The organism is Streptomyces sp. TG1A-60 (genome assembly GCF_037201975.1).
In the GTDB taxonomy this organism is placed as follows: domain Bacteria; phylum Actinomycetota; class Actinomycetes; order Streptomycetales; family Streptomycetaceae; genus Streptomyces.
Genome location: NZ_CP147520.1, coordinates 2948558 through 2968047, shown reverse-complemented (window position 1 = coordinate 2968047; position 19490 = coordinate 2948558). Strand labels below are relative to the sequence as shown.

Here is a 19490-nt window from a genome sequence, read left to right as displayed (position 1 = left end):
GGGCCACGGCCCCGTACCGGCGGTTGTCCGTCGGGCACGGGGCCGTGGCCTGACCTGTGGCGGTTCACCTCGTCGACCCGATCTCCCGCCACCTCGCCCAGGCTGAAGAGATGGGCGTCACGGTCGAGTTGGGCGACGCCCGCCACATCACGGCCGAAAACGCCTCGTACGACGTCGTCCTCCTCCTGGGCCCCCTCTACCATCTCCCCGACCGCACCGACCGAGACCGGGCCCTCGCCGAGGCCCGCCGCGTCAACAAGCCGGGCGGCCTCCTCGCGGCGGCCGGCATCAACCGCTACGCCTCCCTCCAACCGTTCGCCCAGGTCAGCACCGCCAGCAGCGCCAGGGCGGTCGGCGCACGACTCACCCCGCACGCATCCTCAACGCCTCTCGCACGATCGCCTCCAACTGCTCGTGGTGCGCGCCCTTCCAATAGGCCCGCCCGCACGCAGCGCACTGCGCGAACACGTCGTACGACCGCTGCGTCCCGCCCTCCAACCGGTCGGCGACCTCCTCCTTCGTCGCCGGCTTCAGCAGTCCGTTGCAGGCGGTGCACCGGGTCCACGGGCGCAGCTCGGGCGCGAAGCGGTCGAGCACGTCGCGGAGTTGGTCCTCGGGGTGTGTGCTGTAGACGTACGCTCCGGCCCACAGCTCGCGTCGTCGCAGCAACCCCCGGTCGCGGCTGAGCATCACGCGCCGCTCGGCGGCGGAGAGTGCGGCCAGCGCGGGGTCGCCGATGTCCGTGGACTCGTAGGCCGCGTCGACGCCCAGCAGCCGCAGCCGCCGTGCGAGGGTGCCGAGGTGGACGTCGAGGAGGAAGCGGAGCGGGGCGCCCGGCACGTGCTGGGGGCGGGTCACCGGGCGTACGGTCACCGACTCGCCGTCGGCCGGGATGTGCGACACAGGCACCTCGTGGCCGTCGATGACGAGCGCGCCCGCCTCCGTCAGCGGCACACCGAGGGACTCGATGACGTGACCGAGGGTCGAGACGCCGTCGGTGACCACCCGGCTGGGGTCGCCGCGTCGGCCGTGTGGGACGAACAGGGCCAGCTCAGAGGCGAATTCGACGAGGATCTCCGGTCCGTTCACGGGGCCAGGATGCCACGGCGGACGGGCGGTGGGCCGTTGCTTTTCCGGTGGTCCCGGAGGGTCACCGCTTCGGCAGGTCCTTGAAGGTGTCGAGGGTGCGGTCGATCAACTGGAGCAGGTCGTGCTGGTAGTCGTGCTCGGCCCAGTAGACGACTCCTTCCAGCAGCGCGCCCATCAACCCCATGGCGAAGACCCGTACTTCGAGGTCGTCCTCGTCGCGGCCGGTGCGCTCGGCGAAGCACAGCACGGCGAGACCGGCGGTGACCACCGGGCGCGGGCCGAGGCGCTGGACGAGTGGGGCGCTCGCCCGGGCGGCGACGATCAGGCCGCCCGTCATCAGGCCCGGAGCGCCCACCAGCGGCGGGGTCCCGCCGCACCTCATTCAGTGACATTGACCATAAAATAAGATCAGCTGTCATGAAATGGTGTGGGTCAATGAGGGCGCACGAAAAAACGGCCACGGCGGCAAGCCGTGGCCGTTGCGGTCCCGGGTGTCAGGCGTGCTGGTACGCCACCAGCGAGATCCCCACGTAGTGGGCGACGAAGGCCGCGAGGGTGAGGGAGTGGAAGACCTCGTGGAAACCGAACCAGCGTGGGGACGGGTCCGGGCGCTTGAGGCCGTAGATGACGCCGCCGACGCTGTAGAGGACGCCGCCCACGATCACCAGGACGAGGACGGCGACGCCGCCCGTGCGCATGAAGTCGGGCAGGAAGAAGACGGCCGCCCAGCCCATCGCGATGTAGCAGGGGGTGTAGAGCCAGCGCGGGGCGCCGACCCAGAACACCCGGAAGGCGATGCCGGCGAGTGCTGCCCCCCAGATGCCCCACAGCAGCCACCGGCCCTTGGAGTCCGGCAGGAGCAGCATCGTCAGCGGGGTGTAGGTGCCCGCGATGATCAGGAAGATGTTGGCGTGGTCCAGTCGGCGCAGGATGCCGTCCATGCGCGGACTCCAGTCGCCCCGGTGGTACAGCGCGCTCACGCCGAACAGCAGACAGGCGGTGAAGGCGAAGATCCCGCAGGCGATGCGCCCCCGCGTCGAGTCCGCGAGGGCGGTCAGGACCAGGCCGGCGACGAGCACGGCCGGGAACATGCCGAGATGCAGCCAGCCCCGTAGCCTGGGCTTGATCTCGTCAGTGATCTGGTGGATCTCATCGGTGATCTGGTCGGCGATCTGGTGCGGCAGGGATCGCGCGTCGGAAGGCCGGCCGTCGGCCGGCGTCTTCGTGTGCGCGTCGGGGGCGGACGCTGTCATGCCTTGCATCGTACCTACGGGGCCGTAACTTACGGGACCGTGCGGGTCGTTCGCATCCCCCGAAGTGGCCATCGTCTCACGCGGAGCCCCTCATGAGGGTAGCCGGGTGAAATCGTGGACACCCGCGGTGAGGCGGCGGTGACACACGGAAACCTCCCGGGTGGAGGTGGGTGAGTGGCGATGGTCACTGTGCTCATGTGTGGGGCCCTCTGGACATATGGGCACTACCATCGGATGATCAAATGAGTGCGGTCGGCACCGGATGAGCGCCCAGAAGATCCCACCGTGAAGCATCCGGGTCGCAGCCCCCACGGGGCCTCCAACAAAAAATCCCTCATTTTAGGAGCAATCGTGGCGCGCGACATCGCGGCTCCCCCCTCAACCGTCCCGACCACCCACCGAGAACTCGTGGCGTGGGTGAACGAGATCGCCGAACTGACCCAGCCGGACCACGTGGTCTGGTGTGACGGGTCCGAGGCCGAGTACGAGCGCCTGTGCGGGGAGCTCGTCGAGAAGGGCACCTTCCGCAGGCTCGACCCGGTCAAGCGCCCGAACTCCTACTACGCGGCCTCCGACCCGACCGACGTCGCCCGGGTCGAGGACCGTACGTTCATCTGTTCGGAGAACGAGGAGGATGCGGGCCCGACCAACCACTGGAAGGCCCCCGCCGAGATGCGGGAGATCTTCCAGGGGGAGAAAGGCCTGTTCCGGGGCTCGATGCGCGGACGCACGATGTACGTCGTGCCGTTCTGCATGGGCCCCCTGGGCTCCCCGCTCTCCGCCATCGGCGTGGAGATCACCGACTCCGCGTACGTCGCCGTCTCCATGCGCACGATGACCCGTATGGGGCAGCCGGTGCTGGACGAGCTCGGCTCCGAGGGCTTCTTCGTGAAGGCCGTGCACACCCTCGGCGCCCCGCTGGAGGCCGGCCAGGCCGATGTGCCGTGGCCCTGCAACAGCACCAAGTACATCTCCCACTTCCCCGAGAGCCGCGAGATCTGGTCGTACGGCTCGGGTTACGGCGGCAACGCGCTGCTCGGCAAGAAGTGCTACGCCCTGCGCATCGCCTCCGTCATGGCGCGCGACGAGGGCTGGCTCGCCGAGCACATGCTGATCCTCAAGCTGACCCCGCCGCAGGGCGAGCCGAAGTACGTGGCCGCCGCCTTCCCGTCCGCCTGCGGCAAGACGAACCTCGCGATGCTGGAGCCGACGATCTCCGGCTGGACCGTCGAGACGATCGGCGACGACATCGCGTGGATGCGGTTCGGCGAGGACGGCCGCCTGTACGCCATCAACCCCGAGGCCGGCTTCTTCGGCGTCGCGCCCGGCACCGGCGAGCACACCAACGCCAACGCGATGAAGACGCTGTGGGGCAACTCCGTCTTCACGAACGTGGCGCTGACCGACGACGGCGACGTGTGGTGGGAGGGCATGACGAAGGAGACTCCGGCCCACCTGACCGACTGGAAGGGCAACGACTGGACGCCGTCCGCCGAGGCCCCGGCCGCCCACCCGAACGCCCGCTTCACCGTTCCCGCCGCGCAGTGCCCGATCATCGCGCCCGAGTGGGAGGACCCCAAGGGCGTGCCGATCTCGGCGATCCTCTTCGGTGGGCGCCGCGCCACGGCCGTGCCGCTGGTGACCGAGTCCTTCGACTGGAACCACGGGGTCTTCCTCGGCGCCAACGTGGCGTCCGAGAAGACCGCCGCGGCCGAGGGCAAGGTCGGCGAACTGCGCCGCGATCCCTTCGCCATGCTGCCCTTCTGCGGCTACAACATGGGCGACTACATGGGCCACTGGGTCGACGTCGCCAAGGGCAAGGACCAGTCCGGGCTGCCGAAGATCTACTACGTCAACTGGTTCCGCAAGAACGACGAGGGCAAGTTCGTCTGGCCCGGCTTCGGAGAGAACAGCCGCGTCCTGAAGTGGATCGTGGAGCGGCTGAACGGCAGGGCGGAGGGTGTGGAGACCCCGATCGGCGTCCTTCCGACGCCGGACGCGCTGGACACGGAGGGGCTGGACCTGTCCTCGTCCGAGCTGGACTTCCTGCTGACCGTCGACAAGGAGGTGTGGCGGGAAGAGGCCGCGCTCATCCCCGAACACCTCAACACCTTCGGTGACCACACGCCGAAGGAACTCTGGGACGAGTACCGGGCCCTGGTCCAGCGCCTGGGCTGACGCCCCCTCGACTCCGCGGCCGGCCGGATATGGGTTGCCCTGACCAGCGACGTCTCTTTGGCCGGCCGCGGACTTCTCCTGGGCGGGGGGAGTTCGGCGGCCTGCAGTAGTTGTCCGTCCGCGGGCGAGTGGGGGTCTGCTCGCCCCCTTCCCCGCGCCCCTCGAAAAGCAGGGGCCGCGCCCCGTGCTCCTGCTTTCAGGGGCGCGGGGAACTGCGCGAGCAACCACATCTCGCCCGCGGACGGACAACGCTCCTCAACCCCGAATCTCAACGGCGCAAAGGGGTACCGCCCCCAAGGACGGACGGGTAGGGGCGGAGGGGGCGAAAAGCACTGCCGCGCACGGGATTTCACGGGACACTCGGGACATCCGCACCGAACCCCGAAATGAGGTGAGCGGGGTGCGTACACCCGTAAGCGACCCCATGAAGATCGGCCCGTACAAGATAGTGGGCCGCCTGGGATCGGGCGGTATGGGCTGGGTCTACCTCGGTCGCTCACCCGCCGGCCGGGAGGTGGCCGTCAAGGTCGCCCGCCCCGAACTCGCCGCCGAACCGGAGTTCCGCGAGCGCTTCGCCCGAGAGGTGGCCGCCGCCCGCGTGGTCAGCGGCGCGTACACCGCGGCGGTGGTGGACGCGGACCCGACGGCCGCGCTCCCGTGGCTGGCCACGCTGTACGTCCCCGGCCCCTCCCTCGCGGAAGCGGTCCGCGCCGACGGCCCCCTCCCCGAGGCCCAGGTCCGCCCCCTCGGCGCCGGCCTGGTCGAGGCGCTGCAGGCCATCCACGCCGCCCGTGTCGTCCACCGCGACCTCAAGCCGGCGAACGTCCTGCTCGCCCAGGACGGCCCTCGCGTCATCGACTTCGGCATCTCCCGCGTGGACGGCGCCCCCGGTCTCACCCGCGTCGGCGTGGTCGTCGGCACCCCGCCGTTCATGTCCCCGGAGCAGATCCGCGGCGCCCGGGTCGGCCCGCCGAGCGACGTGTTCTCGCTGGGCGGGGTCCTGGTGTACGCGCTCACCGGCCGCCCACCGCACGGCGGCGGGGAGGGCGTGCGGGTCGAGGTCGAACGAGGAGCACCCCGGCTCGACGGCGTACCGGCGGGACTGCGGCCCCTCGTCGCCCGCTGTCTGGCCAAGCGGCCCGAGGACCGGCCTCGACTCGCCGACGTCCTGGAGGAGTTGGTGGGGGACGGCGGAGGGGCCGAGGTGTGGCCGCCGCCGCAGGTGGCCCGGACCATCGAGGTGCGGTACGAGGAGCTGAAGGACCGCCACCGGCGCCGTACGACGAGCGAGTCCGTGCCCTCCTGTCTGCTGCTGCACGCGCAGGCGCTGCTCGACGCCGGGCTGACCGACGCCATGGTCACCGGGGCGGTGGTCCGTGACGGTGCCTGACTCCCACCCGGGCCGCGAGTCCTACCCCGGCCGCGACTCGTACGCGGGCCGCGACCCGTATGCGAGACGTGACTCCTTCTCCGGGCGTGACTCGCATCCGGGGCGCAACTCCGAGATCTACGACCTCGGCACGCACTGGCGGCAGTTGGTGCAGAACTGGGTCGCCCGGCGGAATCTCCACACGGTGCACGACACCGTCTCCGTGTCCCTGCAATTCGACCTCCAGGAGGCGGGACGGGTGGTCACGGTGCGATTCATGACGACCAGGAAACTCCTCGTCGCCTTCGCCACGGACGGGAACTTCCTGCGACAGGACCAACTCGCCATCGCCGCCGCGGCGTCGAACGCATGGAATACCGAACAACTGAACCCCATGCTTTCCGTGTGGGACGTGCGCGGTCCGCGTCCCTGTCTCGCCGGGGTCTGCGATCTGCCGCTGACGTGCCGGATCACCCAGGCGGACTTCGACGCCCTGGCCCATGACTGGGTGGACCGGGCGCGGCAGATGTTCAGTCGTTGCCATCAGGTGTTCAAGTTGTAGAAGTGAAAGGCGTACTGATCGAAAATCGCCGTAACTCGCCGTAAGTCCCTTGGCGGAATTCCCCAAACCCTTCCGGCCACCCGGCCGCCTGCTCCACTATGGGATGGGCTTTTTCAGGGCCGCGGGGGCGTGCCTTTCAGGCCACGGGGGGTCGGTGCGATGGGTGCGATCGGGCGTTTGTCGTTTCTCGGTGCGCTGGTGGGGCTGCTGGTCGTGCTGGTGCCGGGGGGATCGTCGGTCGCGGTGGCCGACTCGTGCGCGGAGGACCGTTTCACGGAACGGCTGAAGTGCTGGGCCGAGCGGATCCCCGACGGGCCCGTGGTGATCACCCTGCGGGGGACCTTGAAGTACGAGGAGATCGGGGCGCCGCAGCGGCAGGACATCGAGCGGCTCCGCGACGACACCCACCCGTTCGTGGTTCAGGTGCCGAAGGGCACGAGTACGGGCGAGGGCGGGACGGCGCTTCTCCTCCTCGCCGACGGACTGCTCGTCGACCGCGGTGCCACGATCGACCGGCTGCGGCCGAAGACGGAGGCCGACCTGCGGGCGCTCGGCCTCTGCGACCGGAACGTGCTGTGCGGCGAGGTCGGCCCCGAGCCGGGGTCGCGCACGCTCCCCGGCAAGCAGCTTGTCGACAAGGGGTTCGCGGCGGACGTCTCCGCCAACGTCTTCGCCGTCGAACCCGTGGAGAACGACACGGGCCCCGCCCCGTCGAGCGGGTCCGGCAAGGCCGACGACAAGGGCGACAAGGGCGACAAGGCCGACGGGGATAGGGACGACAAGAGTCAGGGCGACGGCGAGGAAGCCGCTACCCCCGACAGCGAAGCCTCCGGCTACAGCGGCACCACCCGGACCGCCCTCTGGATGGGCCTTCTCCTCGCCCTGCTGCTCCTCGCGTTCGTGATCGTGATCCGGCGCTCCAGAGGCCCGGTGGCCGTGGGGCGCCGGGCGGTCTTCCCCGCGCGGGCGCAAGGCGGCCCCGCGCGGGGGCTAGGCGGCCCCGCGCGGGCGGCGCCGGCGCACGCGGCGCGCGGCAGGGGCGCGGACGGGGACGAGAGCACCGCCCGGCTGAGGGTCACACCCGCGCCCCGCCACGGACGGCAGGTCGGGGCCCGCCCGACGCACGCGCGGACCGCGGTCGTACGCACCGAACTGCATCCGCAGGGCTATGTCGAACTCGACCGGGTGCTGCGCAGGGCGGTGTGGGCCGAGCCCGGCCGTCCGCCGCCCGCGCCCGGCGGACTCGTCGACGTCGCCGACGCGCGGGAGCGCGACTCCGACGTCCTGTACGCCTTCCCGCCCGCCGCCGCCCGGCACGCGAAGGGCACGCCCGGATAAGGGGCACGCCCAGAGACAGAAGGCACGCCCAGAAAGAGGGGGCACGCCCGGAGACAGGGGAGCACGCCCGGAAAGGGACTGCCGGGGCCCACGCGGCGCCGGCACGACCCCGAACGTCAGAAGCACAGGGGGATGAACGATGCACAGCGAATACCCGCCCACGCTGCCGGCGGAGTACGCCGACATCGAGTTCGAGAACAACGCGCAGCGCATGCCGCTCGTGCTCTGCCTCGACACGTCCAGCTCCATGGCGGGTCAGCCGATCCAGGCGCTCAACAACGCGCTCGCCGAGTGGACCCGCGAACTCCACGACGACGTGAGCCTCAGCTACAGCGTCGAGGTGGCCGTCGTCACCTTCGGCGGCCAGGGCGTGGGCGCCTGGCGCGGGCCCCGACTCCTCGACCCGCGCAGCCGGGTGAGCCCCTTCATACCCGCGCACGCCTTCCAGGCCCCGCAGCTCACGGCCGCCGGGGTCACCCTGATGACGGAGGCGCTGGAGCTGGCCATGCACATCGTCGCGGCCCGCAAGAGCGAACTGCGGGCGTCAGGGCTGCAGTACTACCGGCCGCAGATCTGCCTCGTCACGGACGGGCTGCCCACCGACCCGACCGGCCATCTCACCGACTCCTGGCACCGGTTGGTCCACGTCCTCGCCGAGGAACAGAGCGCGCGCCGGTTCCGGCTGTACGCCATCGGGGTCGGCGGGATCACCGACATGGGGGAGCGGGTGCTGCGGGCGTTCGCGCCGAAGTTCAACGCCCGGTTGCAGGGGTTCCCGTTCCGGGAGCTGCTCCAGATGATGTCCGCCAGCGCCAACGCCGAGCAGAAGGGGGCGGGGGACGAGGTGTTCGAGAAGATCTTCAGTCAGTTCAAGACGCAACGCCCCGCCTGGGAGGCGTGAGGTGACCGCCGCTCCGCCCTGGCGGATCCACGGGCTCAGCGTCGAGGGCTACCGGCACCGGCGCCAGGGCCTGCCCTGCCAGGACGCCTGCGCCTACGCCACCTCCTTCTCCGTCGCCGTGCTCGCCGTCGCCGACGGGGCCGGGAGCCGGCCCCGGTCGGAGGAGGGCGCACGGCTCGCGGTGCAGCTCGCGGCGGAACACTTCGCGCGGCGGGCCGGGGCGGCCGTGGAGGCGCGACCGGGTGAGACCGTGCACGAGTTGCTGCGGAACGCCCTGCACGACGTCAGCACGGACTTCCTCGACCGGACCGGCGCCGACGCGCAGGACTTCGCCACGACGCTCACGGTGGTGGTGCTCGCGCCCGGCTGGATCGGGCACCTCACCGTGGGGGACGGGTTCGTCGTCGTGCGGGCCGGGACGGAGGACGGGGAACGGCAGTTCCATCTGCTGCCGCAGGCCGCGGCGGCCAGCGAGTACAGCAACGAGACGGTGTTCCTGACCTCGCCGGACATGGGGCGCTGGACGCACACCGAGTGCGTGTCGGACGCCGGGGTCGACGGGGTGCTGCTCTCCACGGACGGCCTCGCCCAGGCCATGCTCAACCGCCCGGCCGGCGGCGCCCAGTCACCCAACACCTCCTTCGCCGACGCCGTCTTCCGCTCCCTCGACACCGCCCCCGAGGACGCCCAGGACACCAGCCTCTCCGCCCTCCTCCGCTCCGACCGCCTCACCGCCCTCAACGCCGACGACAAGACGCTGCTGCGGGCGGTACGCACGGATCGGCGCGAAATCGGCACGGATCGCACTGAGCGGCACTGAGCGGGCCCGGCGGCGACGACCAGGAGCTGGATGGCGCCGACCGACGGGACGGCCGGCGGCAACCGGAGAAGGCAGGCCGTGGCCGGGGCGGTGGTGGTCTCCACCGGCCATCGTCGGCGGTGGAGGCGGCCCCACCGGTTCGCCGGCGTTGGTGGCCCCCGCCGGGCACGGTCGGACGTGGCCGGTGGTGAGCCGTGATGAGCGGTCCGACGAGCATGCGGAGGTACGGCCATGAGCGGCCGGACGGTCTTTCTCGACGGCAGGCGGGTCACCCTGGCCGAGCTGCCACTGAAGGGCGGCGGGCAGGCGGCCGTGTTCCCGGTGGAGGGCGACGCGGGGATCGTCGTCAAGATCTACCGGGACACGCCCGGCCCCGACCAGGAGCGCCGGCTGGCCCGCATGCTCACCATGTCCCCGCTCGCCGCCCGCCCGACGGACGCCAACCAGCCGCCGGAGCTGGCCTGGCCCACCGCGATCGCCCGGGGCACGAAGGGCGAGTTCCTCGGCTACGCGATGCGCCGCTTCGGCGAACCCCGCCACGTCCAGCTCGTGGGCCTGTTCACCCGCGTCCAGCGCCTCAGGCTCTTCCCGCACCGGGCCGACTGGCGGTTCCTGCTGGGCGTCGCCTGGAACCTCGCCTTCATGACGGCCCGGATGCACTACGACGACCTCGTCATCGGCGACTTCTCCAGCAGCAACGTCGTCGTCGACGCCGACGGCTTCGTCACCTTCCTCGACTGCGACTCCATCGCCTTCACCGACCCGGTCACCGGCGAACTCTTCCCGTGCCTGATGCACACCACGGACTACTCGTCCCCCGAGCGCCAGACGGGCGGCCCCGCGACCCGGCAGAGCGACGACTTCGCCCTCGCCGTCCTCGTCTACCAACTGCTCACCGCCGGCAACCATCCCTTCGGCGGGGTCCCGCACGAGAGCGCCTCCGAGTCGACCGTCAAGGACAACATCGCCGCGAGCTGCAGTTATGTCGTCCGCCCCGAGCGGGTCACCATCCCGCGCGGCACGATCGACCCGTCCGTCCTGCCGCCCGAACTCCTCACCCTCGCCAGGGCCGCCTTCGGCCCCGGCGTCCAGGACCCCGCCGCCCGACCCCCGGCCGAGGCCTGGCTCCGCGCCCTCGACAAGGAGCGCGGCCGGGTGCGCGCCTGCACGGTACGGCCCCTGCACACCTACGGCTCCCACCTGCCGACCTGCCCCTGGTGCACCCGAGCGGCGGTCACCGGCCACGACGTCTTCAACGGGCCCCGCCCCCCGTCGGTCCCCATCCCGCCACCCCAGCCGGGCCGGCCGCCGTCCCCGTACGCCGCGCTGAAGGTCCTGGCCGTGGTCCTCGGGGTGGTCCTCCTCATCGTGCTCCTGACCAACCTCGACTGAGAGGGGCAGGCGGAGCGGACCTCCAGGCACCGCGCGGGCCGGTCCTGCCGCCGGGCCGCGGTTGTGGCGCCCGGTCCGCATGTCGCTGCGGATGCACGCGGACCGGGGCCGTCAGGGGAAGCCGGGCTCCCGGGGGAGCCTTCGGCGCAGGGGACAACAGATCGGGGGAGCGTCGGTTCGGAGGGGCACCCGTGAGTAGGGCGTCGGTTCGGAGGGGCACCCGTGCGTAGGGCGTCCGTGCGGTAGGGCGTCCGTGCGGTAGGGCGTCGGCGTGGTGGGGCATCACCCGGCGGCACGTCGGCTAGTCACGAAGCGGCCTTCCGGCGGTTCCGCCGTGGCGCTACGGCGCCGCAGCGCCACGCCGCCTCAGCGGGCCGCCAACTCGCGCGGCAGCGACTCGGCGGCGGAGGCGGCGGCCACGGCGGGAGCGGGGGCGGACGGGGCGGCGAAGGCGGCGGCGTGCGCGTCCATGCGCTCGGCCGCGAGGATCGCCGACGCCGTGTCCGCGCGGGACGCCGCGACGACGAGGGCGCGGCCCGCGAGGTCGTGGGCGCGCCGGTGGAGCCCGGCTGCCTCCTGCTCGGGACCGTCGGCGGCGCCCGCCGAGGACCGTACGGGCGGACGCCCGCCCCGCAGCCGGGCGACCCGCGCGGACAGCCGCGCCGCGGCCACGTCGAGGTCGTCGGAGGGAGCCAGCGCGCGGAGCTCGTCGGTCGCCGCCAGCAGCGCCGCCAGATGACCCGCGAGCTGGATGTCCAGCTCTTCCTCACGCGAACGGTGAGGGAAGTCGGAGGATGTCGTGCCGGCCATCGTGTGGACCGACTTGGTGCGGATCGGCTCGTACATGGGATGGCCTCCAAGCTCTCGGACGACCACTCTAGCTTAGATTCCGTCTAAAGTTGAGCGAGGTCCGAAAGTCCTGGTGCGTCCATCTCGTGCGTGGCGCCCACGCCTGCCGCTGTCCGCGCTAGGCCTGCCCGTATCCGTCCAGGAAGTTGCCGATCCGGGTGATCGCGGACCGCAGGTCGCCGACCGAAGGCAGGGTCACGACCCGGAAGTGATCGGGCTCGGCCCAGTTGAAGCCGGTGCCCTGGACGACCATGATCTTCTCCCGGCGAAGCAGGTCGAGGACCATCTGGCGGTCGTCCTTGATCTTGAAGACGTCGGGGTCGAGCCGTGGGAAGAGATACAGCGCGCCCTTCGGCTTCACACACGTCACGCCCGGGATCTGGGTGAGCAGCTCGTACGCGACGTCCCGCTGCTCCTTCAGCCGCCCGCCCGGCAGCACCAGGTCATTGATCGTCTGGCGTCCGCTGAGCGCGGCCACCACCCCGTGCTGGCCCGGCATGTTCGCGCAGAGCCGCATGTTCGCGAGGATCGTCAGGCCCTCGATGTAGGAGTCGGCGTGCGCGCGCGGCCCGGAGATCGACATCCAGCCCACCCGGTAGCCGGCCACCCGGTACGCCTTCGACATGCCGTTGAAGGTGAGCGTCAGCAGGTCGGGGGCGACCGAGGCCGTCGGGGTGTGCGTGGCGTCGTCGTAGAGGATCTTGTCATAGATCTCGTCCGAGCAGACGAGGAGGTTGTGGCGGCGCGCGATGTCCGTCAGGCCGCGCAGCATCGCCTCGTCGTACACAGCGCCCGTGGGATTGTTCGGGTTGATGACGACGATCGCCTTGGTGCGGTCGGTGACCCTCCGCTCGATGTCGGCGAGGTCCGGCATCCAGTCGGACTGCTCGTCGCAGCGGTAGTGGACGGCGGTGCCGCCGGACAGTGACACCGCCGCCGTCCACAGCGGATAGTCCGGGGAGGGTACGAGCACCTCGTCGCCGTCGTCGAGCAGGCCCTGCATCGCCATCACGATCAGCTCGGAGACGCCGTTGCCGATGAAGACGTGCTCGACGTCCGTCTCGATGCCGAGGGTCTGGTTGTGCATGACGACGGCCCGGCGGGCGGCCAGCAGCCCCTTCGCGTCGCCGTATCCGTGCGCCGACGACACGTTGCGGAGGATGTCCTCCAGGATCTCGGGCGGGCACTCGAAGCCGAACGCGGCCGGATTGCCCGTGTTCAGCTTGAGGATCCGATGCCCCGCAGCCTCAAGCCGCATCGCCTCCTCGAGCACCGGGCCCCGGATCTCGTAACAGACGTTGGCGAGCTTGGTCGACTGGATCACCTGCATGTCCGCGAGCTTACGGCCCGGTAACGCTTTCCGGACCGTGTTTTCCACCACGTGGGGCCGCTGCTATACCCCGAAATGCCCCGCCGCTGTCCCCCGGCCCCACTCCTCTCTAGAATCCGCCAACAGGTCCGGCCGCCCCCCACACAGGTCACCGACCGCATGACACACGGTCGTACGGCACGCGACACGAAGGCAGTGGAACGAGATGAATGGGGTGGGCGGCGTGGACAGGGCGCACGGGCCGGACCGGAACAACGCCGACGTCCGGACTCCGCCGAACGTGTACCACCCCATCGGCGATTCCCCCGCCACCCCCGCCTACGAGACCTTCAGGGACCCCGCCGCCGCCCACGGCTGGCAGAACGCCTACGACGACACCGTGCAGCTGGACGAGGTCGTGGCGCATGGCCCGGGTCCCGTGGGTGCCGGTTCGGGTGGGAGTGGTACGGCGGCGGGGCGCGTGTCGTACGGCGAGGTCGAGACGTCCGCGACCGGTGCGCCCTACGGGGATCATGCGCCCTACGGGGCCGATGTGCCGTACGGGGCCGATGTGCCGTACGGGGCAGGTGGCCGGGGGGCGAAGGGCGGGCCGGGCGTCCCGGAGTCCCTGGTCCCGGACGCGGCCGGGCGTCGGGCGCGGCCCACGGACGGGCGAAGGGCCAGGCTCGGGCGGCGTCGGGCCAGGCGGCGGGGCGCGTTGATCGCGGGCGGTATCGGCGCCGCGGTGCTCGTGGGTGCCGCGGTGGCGGGACTGGCCGGGATCGGCCCCTCGGGCCAGGAGGGCCCGGGTGTCCCGGCGCCCGTCGGGTCCGCCCAGGTCGGCGCCCGGTCCGGCGAGGAGGAAGCGGCCTCCCCGTCAGCCGGCGGATCCGCCGACACGGCGCCCACGGCATCCCCCGGCGGTTCCTCCCCGGACACCTCCCCGAGCCCGTCCCCGGCCGTCACCACCTCCGAGCCCTCCGGCACCACGCCCCCCACGGCCTCCACCACGCCGTCCTCCTCGCCCTCCGCCTCCGCCTCGGCGTCCTCCTCGCCCCGAGGCAACTCCAACGGCAACCAGGGCCGCGGCCAAGGATCCACGAAGGGCCCCAGGTAGCCCAACGAGGCCGCTCGACGGCGGCCGGTGAGAGGCAGTCACCCCCTGGCCGAAGATCGCACGGCCGGAACCAACTCCTTGCTCGTCCCCCGCATCGCCTTCACAATGCGCATGACAAACTGCGGTGGCCGGAAGATCTTCCGTCACCCACGTAGCAAGAGGGGACCCCCACATGAGAAAACCTCTCGTTGCCTCGCTGTTCGCCCTGGTGATCACCGGGGCGGGCGCGGCACCCGCGGTCGCGGCGTCGGAGCCCGCGAACGCGCCCGCGAAGACGGCGGTCGGCACGCTCGTCGAGACGGCGAACAGGACCGTCGCCGACCTGGCCGCCGCGGCCCCCGCGGCCCAGGCCGTCAACTTCGCCGGCACCGTCTCGCTCAGCAACTGCTCCGGCTCGGTCGTCCGGATGCCCGACTCCGAGGACAACGACCCGGCGCTGGTGATGACCAACGGCCACTGCCTGGAGAGCGGCTTCCCGCGCCCGGGCGAGGTCCTCGTCGACCGGGCCTCCAGCCGTACCTTCGGCCTGCTCAACTCCGCCGGCACCCGCGTCGGCACGCTCCGCGCCAGCAAGATCGCGTACGGCACGATGACCGACACGGACATGGCGCTGTACCAGCTCACCACCACGTACGCGCAGATCAGGAGCTCGTACGGCATCGACGCGCTCGTCTTCGACACCGCCCGCCCGGCCGCCGGCACCGCCATCAAGGTCGTCTCCGGGTACTGGAAGCGGATCTACAGCTGCGGTGTCGACGGGAACGCGTACCGCCTCAAGGAGGGTGACTGGACCTGGAAGGACTCCATCCGTTACACCTCCGCCTGCAACACCATCGGCGGCACCTCGGGCTCCCCGGTCCTCGACGACGCCACCGGCAAGGTCGTCGGCGTCAACAACACGGGCAACGAGTCCGGACAGCGCTGCACCGTGAACAACCCCTGCGAGGTCGACGCGAACGGCACGGTGACCGTCCGCCGGGGCATCAACTACGCCCAGCAGACCTGGCACGTCGCGGCCTGCTTCGGCGTGGACAACAAGCTCGACCTCACCCGGAGCGGCTGCATACTTCCCAAGCCGTAGCGAACCTCCTCAGGCGCCGCGCCGGACAGCCCGGCCCGCCGGCACGTCCGTCCTCCTGCCGTCCTCGACGGCGAAACGGCCGTCGACCAGGGCGTACGGGATGCCGGTGGGCAGCGTGCGCGGTGTCTCGTACGTCGGCCCGGCGGCCCCGGTCGCCGGGCCGACGTACGAGGCCGACGCGTGCCCCTCACGGACGAGTCCACGGTCGGCGAGCCGGAGCCGGGCAGCGGGCCGGGAGGTGAGGTGGGCTACGCGCTCCTCCAGCGACAGCACGCCCAACTCCCCCGCCTACCTGGCCGGGACGGTGCGGGAACGTCCCGTACGAGCGGTGGCGCGGGCAGTGGCCGCCGCCGAACCCGGCGACCTCCCGGCCCACGGCGAGCCCCATGTGCGCCACCTTCCGGTACCGGTCGGTAGGTCTCAGAAAAACGTGCGGACGTACTCCACGACCGTCCCGTCCGCCTCCGCCACCGGAATCAGCTCCCACTTGTCGAACGACGTGCACGGATGGGACAGCCCCAGCCCCACCCAGTCGCCGACCTCCAGCTCTGCCCCCGTCTCCGTGCGCAGCCAGGCGTGCTGGTCGGACAGACCCGTCACCGTGATCCCGGTGGCGTCGCGGACCGCGCCCGTGCCGGCGTCCCGTACGGCCTCGGCGGCGGGCAGGTCCAGGTCGTACGCGGCGTCGCGCTTGCCCGCGTTGGCGAAGGCCTGGCGGGGGAGGGGCGGGAGACGATCTGGGCCCAGAGGCGGAAGGCGGGCTCCAGGGCGCCTTCCTCGGGGACACGGTTGAAGGGGGTCACCCGCCGGTAGTGCCCCGCGTCGTGCGAGACGTACGCGCCGGACCGCAGCAACTTCAGTACGGGCACGGACAGTTCGGGGATCTCGGCGAACACCTCGGCCACCGCGTCGAACCAGGCGCTGCCGCCCGCGCTGACCACGATCTCCTCCAGCCCCGCGAACCGCCCGGTCTTGTCGAAGTCGACGGCCAGCGCGGTGAGCCGGCGCAGCCACGCCCGCACCCGCTCCGGGTCGGCCCGCGGCACCTCGCCCTCGTAGCCGGCCACCCCGACCAGCCGCAGTGTGCCGACCCCGGCCACCGCGTCCGCGACCGCCGCGCACTCCGCCTCCGTACGGACCCCCGTCCGCGCGCCCTCACCCGCGCCCAGCTCCACGACGACGTCCACCGGGCGGGCGGAACCGCGCAGCGCCGCGTCCATCAGCTCCACACCGCGCACGGAGTCGACGTAACAGACGAGCCGGAAGGAGGGGTCGGCGGCGAGTTCGGCGGCGAACCAGCGCAGGGCGGCGGGATCGACGACCTCGTTGGCGAGGAAGATCCGCTCGATCCCGAACTTCCTCGCCACGCGCACCTGATGGGGCACGGCGAGGGTGATGCCCCACGCGCCGCGCTCGATCTGCCGCCAGAACAGCCGCGGTGCCATGGACGTCTTGCCGTGCGGGGCGAAGGCGAGACCGTGACGGGCGGAGTAGGTCTCCATCAGCGCCAGGTTGTGCTCCAGGCGCTCGGCGGACAGGGCGAGCACGGGGGTGGTGAAGCCGCCGGTGAACAGGTTCCGGCGCTGGGCGGCCAACTCGGCCACCGTCAGGCCGTCGGCGTCCGGCGGGAGGCCCTTGAAGCGGTGGTCGACGCGTTCGGCAGCCAGACGGGCGAGCCCATCGACACGCACGACACTCATGAAGAGCCTCCCTGACGAGACGCGTTGCACCGTGTGCAACGTTCATTGCGCATATCGCTTGCAGGTGTGCGGCCGGGAAACCCAGATGCGGACATATGCCTGCCCGACTGTTCCCGGCACAGGGTCGTCGACCATACTGCCCGCTGTGGAGCAGCGCATCGGTTCGAACAACCAGCCCCTGGCCGCCGCCGCGGTCGACCCGTCGCACATCCCCGGACTCACGGCACCGGTGTCCGTGAAGAAGGAGAAGCAGGAGGAGCCGGAGGACACCAAGCCGACGGAGTCGGTCGAACCCGCCGAGGCCGAGGAGCCGGACGAGGCCGCCCCGGACCAGGACGAGCCGGCCTCCGCCGAGAAGACGTCCGTCGAGAAGACCTCGGACGGTGTCGAGGCCGACTCCGACGGCGAGGCCGATGACGAGGCGGACGCGGATTCCGCAGACTCCGAGTCCTCCGAAGGCGCGGAGGACTCGGAAGGCGCGGACACGGACGACGGCCCCGTCTTCGAGGCCTCCGACCGCCGCGCGAAGATCGTCGCCGACAGCCGTGGCGTACGGCTGCGCCTGGACGACCAGGAGTGCGATTTCGGCTGGGACGAGATCGGCGCGATCGAGACGGAGTCCCCCCGTTTCGGCAAGCGTTTCACCGTCACGGTCCACACCCCCGACAGCCGCTGGTACCCCATCGAGATCGAGGCCACGGCCAAGTCCCAACACGCCGAGTGGGAAACCCGGATCGACGAGGTCCTGGACGCCTACTTCGACGACGACGCGGACGCCGCCGCCGCCGTCGACGACGACGCTGACGCTTCGTAGGGGCGCGGGGAACTGCGCGCCCGGCCACGTACGGCCCGCAGTTCCCCGCTCACATAGCCACCTGCTGCCGGCAGTGCCGCGCTAGCAGTACTGCGCCTCCTTGCCGATGGACCGGTACATACAGTCCGAGTTCTCCAGCAGTTGCAGCACCGCGTCCCGGTTCCGCGCGGTCTCCCGGGCGATCACCTCGTCGGGCGGGTAGAACCCGCCACCCCAGCCCGAAGACGGATACATCTCGAACGTGTATCCGAAGATCTTCTGGCTGCCCCACAGCCAGTCGTCGATCGACCCGTCCGTGACGTAGAGGTCACTGGCCTGCTCAGGCGTGTATCCGTTGCTGGCGGCCATCTTCCCGCCGACCGCCGCGAACGCGTTCCGGTCGTCCGCCGTCATTCCGGTCGTCGTGTCGGCGGTCGTGTACCCGAACGGCCAGAGCACCAGCTCGCTGTACGTGTGGAAGTCGATGCCCGTCTTGATCTGCTGGACACCGCCGACGACCCGGCTGCGGACGAAGTTCGCGACGACCTTCACCTCGGGCGCCGACTCGGCGGACGGACCCCGGTAGGTGTCCGAGGACGTGGACCCGGACGAGCCGCCGCAGCAGCCCCAGCGGTAGTTCCAGTTGCGGTTGAGGTCGGTGCCGACGGCCGACGAACCGCTGTTGGGCTGCCGGTTCTTGCGCCACGAGCGGTAGGAACCGCTGGCGATGTCGTACTCGCCGCCGTCCGGGTTGAGGTCCGGGATGATCCAGATCTCGCGGTTGTTCACCATGTTCGTGACCCGGGAGTCGGTGCCGTAGTCGGAGGTCAGCTCGTTCAGCAGGTAGAGCGCCATCTCCACGGTGAGGTGCTCACGGGCGTGCTGGTGGTGGGTGAACAGCACCTCGGGCTCGGACTCGTCCGTGCCGACGTTGTCGCTGATCTTGATGGCGACGATGTTCCGGCCCTGGTACGAGGTACCGATGACCCGCTGGCTGGCGATGGAACTGTTCGCCGAGACGACGGAGTCGATCTCGTTCGTCATCTCCGCGTAGTTGTGATAGCGGGAGTCGGCGGACGGGAAGTCGAAGAGCCGTACGTCGTCCTCGCCGTTCGACCGGTCCGGCACCGCGCCGAGCGGCGTGACCTCGTAGCCCTGTTGCCTCAGCTTCTTGACCTGGTCCGCGCGGCCGGAGATGAACACCGTGTGGTCGTCGGCGTCGTCCACGGTCACGCCGGCCCGCTGCAGCGCCGTGCGGGACTTGGTGTCGGAGTGCATATGGACCTCGTACTGGCGGATGTCGTCCGCCGAGGCCCCGGGCCGCTCGGCGCTGGTCGCCGTCGCGTCCGTGGAGGTCGTGGCGACCGGCCCGGCGAGGGCCAGCGCCAGCAGGGTGGCGAGGGCGGCGGTACGGCGGCCTGATCTCCTGCCCGTGCCGCCGGGCGTCGCCGAGCTGCCGCGTATGCGGAGTCGCATGAAGTCTCCTGTTTTCTCCAGGGATTCCGGGGTCTCCGGAAGTGGGGAGTGGAGCGGGGGGTGGATCCTTGCGACGTGCCTCGGGCCCGGCCGGCGACCGTGGGGTGTCCGCCGGACCCTGGTGCGGGTGTGGCGCTCATGGTGCGGGCGTGGCATGACCAGGTCAAGAGCGGGTGGCGAGTGCGGGGTTCGCGTGGCCGAAACGAGCCGCACACGCCCACGTACATGCCAATCCGCCCCGTACGGCTGCAATTACGGACGTA

At 71.1% G+C, this 19490-nt stretch carries 16 protein-coding genes and 3 pseudogenes; 11 read left to right on the top strand and 8 right to left on the bottom strand.

The annotated features are described in order from the left end of the window. Positions 1–62: 62 nt before the first annotated feature. A pseudogene (locus WBG99_RS12260) lies at positions 63–308 on the top strand (class I SAM-dependent methyltransferase); the annotation flags it as partial. 55 nt (positions 309–363) lie between these two features. Here the strand turns inward: WBG99_RS12260 and WBG99_RS12255 are convergent. The 3 genes from WBG99_RS12255 to WBG99_RS12245 form a co-directional block, all read right to left on the bottom strand. Next, positions 364–1089, bottom strand: a complete 726-nt coding sequence (locus WBG99_RS12255) for a Mut7-C RNAse domain-containing protein (protein WP_338896364.1) — start codon at positions 1087–1089, stop codon at positions 364–366. 61 nt (positions 1090–1150) lie between these two features. Then, entirely contained in the window at positions 1151–1444 is a 294-nt protein-coding gene (locus tag WBG99_RS12250) for a hypothetical protein (RefSeq protein WP_338896363.1), read from the bottom strand. Positions 1445–1583: 139 nt separating this feature from the next. After that, a complete protein-coding gene (locus tag WBG99_RS12245; RefSeq protein WP_338896362.1) occupies positions 1584–2342 on the bottom strand; it encodes a hemolysin III family protein in 759 nt (252 codons plus the stop codon). A 351-nt stretch (positions 2343–2693) separates the two neighbouring features. On the opposite strand from WBG99_RS12245, the gene WBG99_RS12240 reads away from it, so the two are divergent. The 7 genes from WBG99_RS12240 to WBG99_RS12210 all read left to right on the top strand — a co-directional run bounded on the left by WBG99_RS12240 (position 2694) and on the right by WBG99_RS12210 (position 10902). After that, entirely contained in the window at positions 2694–4520 is a 1827-nt protein-coding gene (locus WBG99_RS12240; protein ID WP_338896361.1) for a phosphoenolpyruvate carboxykinase (GTP), read from the top strand. Between the two features lie 400 nt (positions 4521–4920). Beyond that, on the top strand, positions 4921–5910 hold the full coding sequence (locus WBG99_RS12235) for a serine/threonine-protein kinase (RefSeq protein ID WP_338896360.1): 990 nt from the start codon (positions 4921–4923) through the stop codon (positions 5908–5910). Next, positions 5897–6451 (top strand): hypothetical protein, encoded by a 555-nt coding sequence (locus WBG99_RS12230; RefSeq protein ID WP_338896359.1) that lies wholly within the window; start codon positions 5897–5899, stop codon positions 6449–6451. The genes WBG99_RS12235 and WBG99_RS12230 overlap by 14 nt, the downstream gene beginning before the upstream one ends. 177 nt (positions 6452–6628) lie before the next feature. Beyond that, entirely contained in the window at positions 6629–7789 is a 1161-nt protein-coding gene (locus WBG99_RS12225; RefSeq protein WP_338896358.1) for a hypothetical protein, read from the top strand. A gap of 139 nt (positions 7790–7928) precedes the next feature. Next, the gene (locus tag WBG99_RS12220) at positions 7929–8690 is read left to right on the top strand and encodes a hypothetical protein (protein ID WP_338896357.1); all 762 of its coding nucleotides are present in this window, start codon (positions 7929–7931) and stop codon (positions 8688–8690) included. Position 8691: 1 nt separating this feature from the next. Beyond that, a complete protein-coding gene (locus tag WBG99_RS12215; RefSeq protein WP_338896356.1) occupies positions 8692–9510 on the top strand; it encodes a PP2C family serine/threonine-protein phosphatase in 819 nt (272 codons plus the stop codon). A gap of 231 nt (positions 9511–9741) precedes the next feature. Continuing rightward, entirely contained in the window at positions 9742–10902 is a 1161-nt protein-coding gene (locus WBG99_RS12210; RefSeq protein WP_338896355.1) for a hypothetical protein, read from the top strand. A 366-nt stretch (positions 10903–11268) separates the two neighbouring features. Here the strand turns inward: WBG99_RS12210 and WBG99_RS12205 are convergent, their stop codons facing one another. Together WBG99_RS12205 and WBG99_RS12200 are read right to left on the bottom strand one after the other, a co-directional pair. Next, positions 11269–11748 (bottom strand): hypothetical protein, encoded by a 480-nt coding sequence (locus tag WBG99_RS12205; RefSeq protein ID WP_338896354.1) that lies wholly within the window; start codon positions 11746–11748, stop codon positions 11269–11271. Between the two features lie 121 nt (positions 11749–11869). Beyond that, a complete protein-coding gene (locus WBG99_RS12200) occupies positions 11870–13081 on the bottom strand; it encodes a pyridoxal phosphate-dependent aminotransferase (RefSeq protein WP_338896353.1) in 1212 nt (403 codons plus the stop codon). 223 nt (positions 13082–13304) lie between these two features. On the opposite strand from WBG99_RS12200, the gene WBG99_RS12195 reads away from it, so the two are divergent. Next, positions 13305–14177 (top strand): hypothetical protein, encoded by an 873-nt coding sequence (locus tag WBG99_RS12195; protein WP_338896352.1) that lies wholly within the window; start codon positions 13305–13307, stop codon positions 14175–14177. A gap of 172 nt (positions 14178–14349) precedes the next feature. Beyond that, positions 14350–15258, top strand: coding sequence for a serine protease (locus tag WBG99_RS12190; RefSeq protein WP_338896351.1), 909 nt, complete (start codon positions 14350–14352; stop codon positions 15256–15258). 9 nt (positions 15259–15267) lie between these two features. On the opposite strand, the pseudogene WBG99_RS12185 reads toward WBG99_RS12190, so the two are convergent. Further along, positions 15268–15586: pseudogene (locus WBG99_RS12185) on the bottom strand (D-aminoacylase); the annotation flags it as partial. 92 nt (positions 15587–15678) lie between these two features. Further along, positions 15679–16958 (bottom strand): annotated as a pseudogene (locus tag WBG99_RS12180) (amino acid deaminase). Between the two features lie 145 nt (positions 16959–17103). On the opposite strand from WBG99_RS12180, the gene WBG99_RS12175 reads away from it, so the two are divergent. Then, on the top strand, positions 17104–17772 hold the full coding sequence (locus tag WBG99_RS12175) for a hypothetical protein (protein WP_338896350.1): 669 nt from the start codon (positions 17104–17106) through the stop codon (positions 17770–17772). Positions 17773–17853: 81 nt separating this feature from the next. Here the strand turns inward: WBG99_RS12175 and WBG99_RS12170 are convergent, their stop codons facing one another. Further along, the gene (locus WBG99_RS12170) at positions 17854–19227 is read right to left on the bottom strand and encodes a M14 family metallopeptidase (protein WP_338896349.1); all 1374 of its coding nucleotides are present in this window, start codon (positions 19225–19227) and stop codon (positions 17854–17856) included. Positions 19228–19490: the final 263 nt, after the last annotated feature.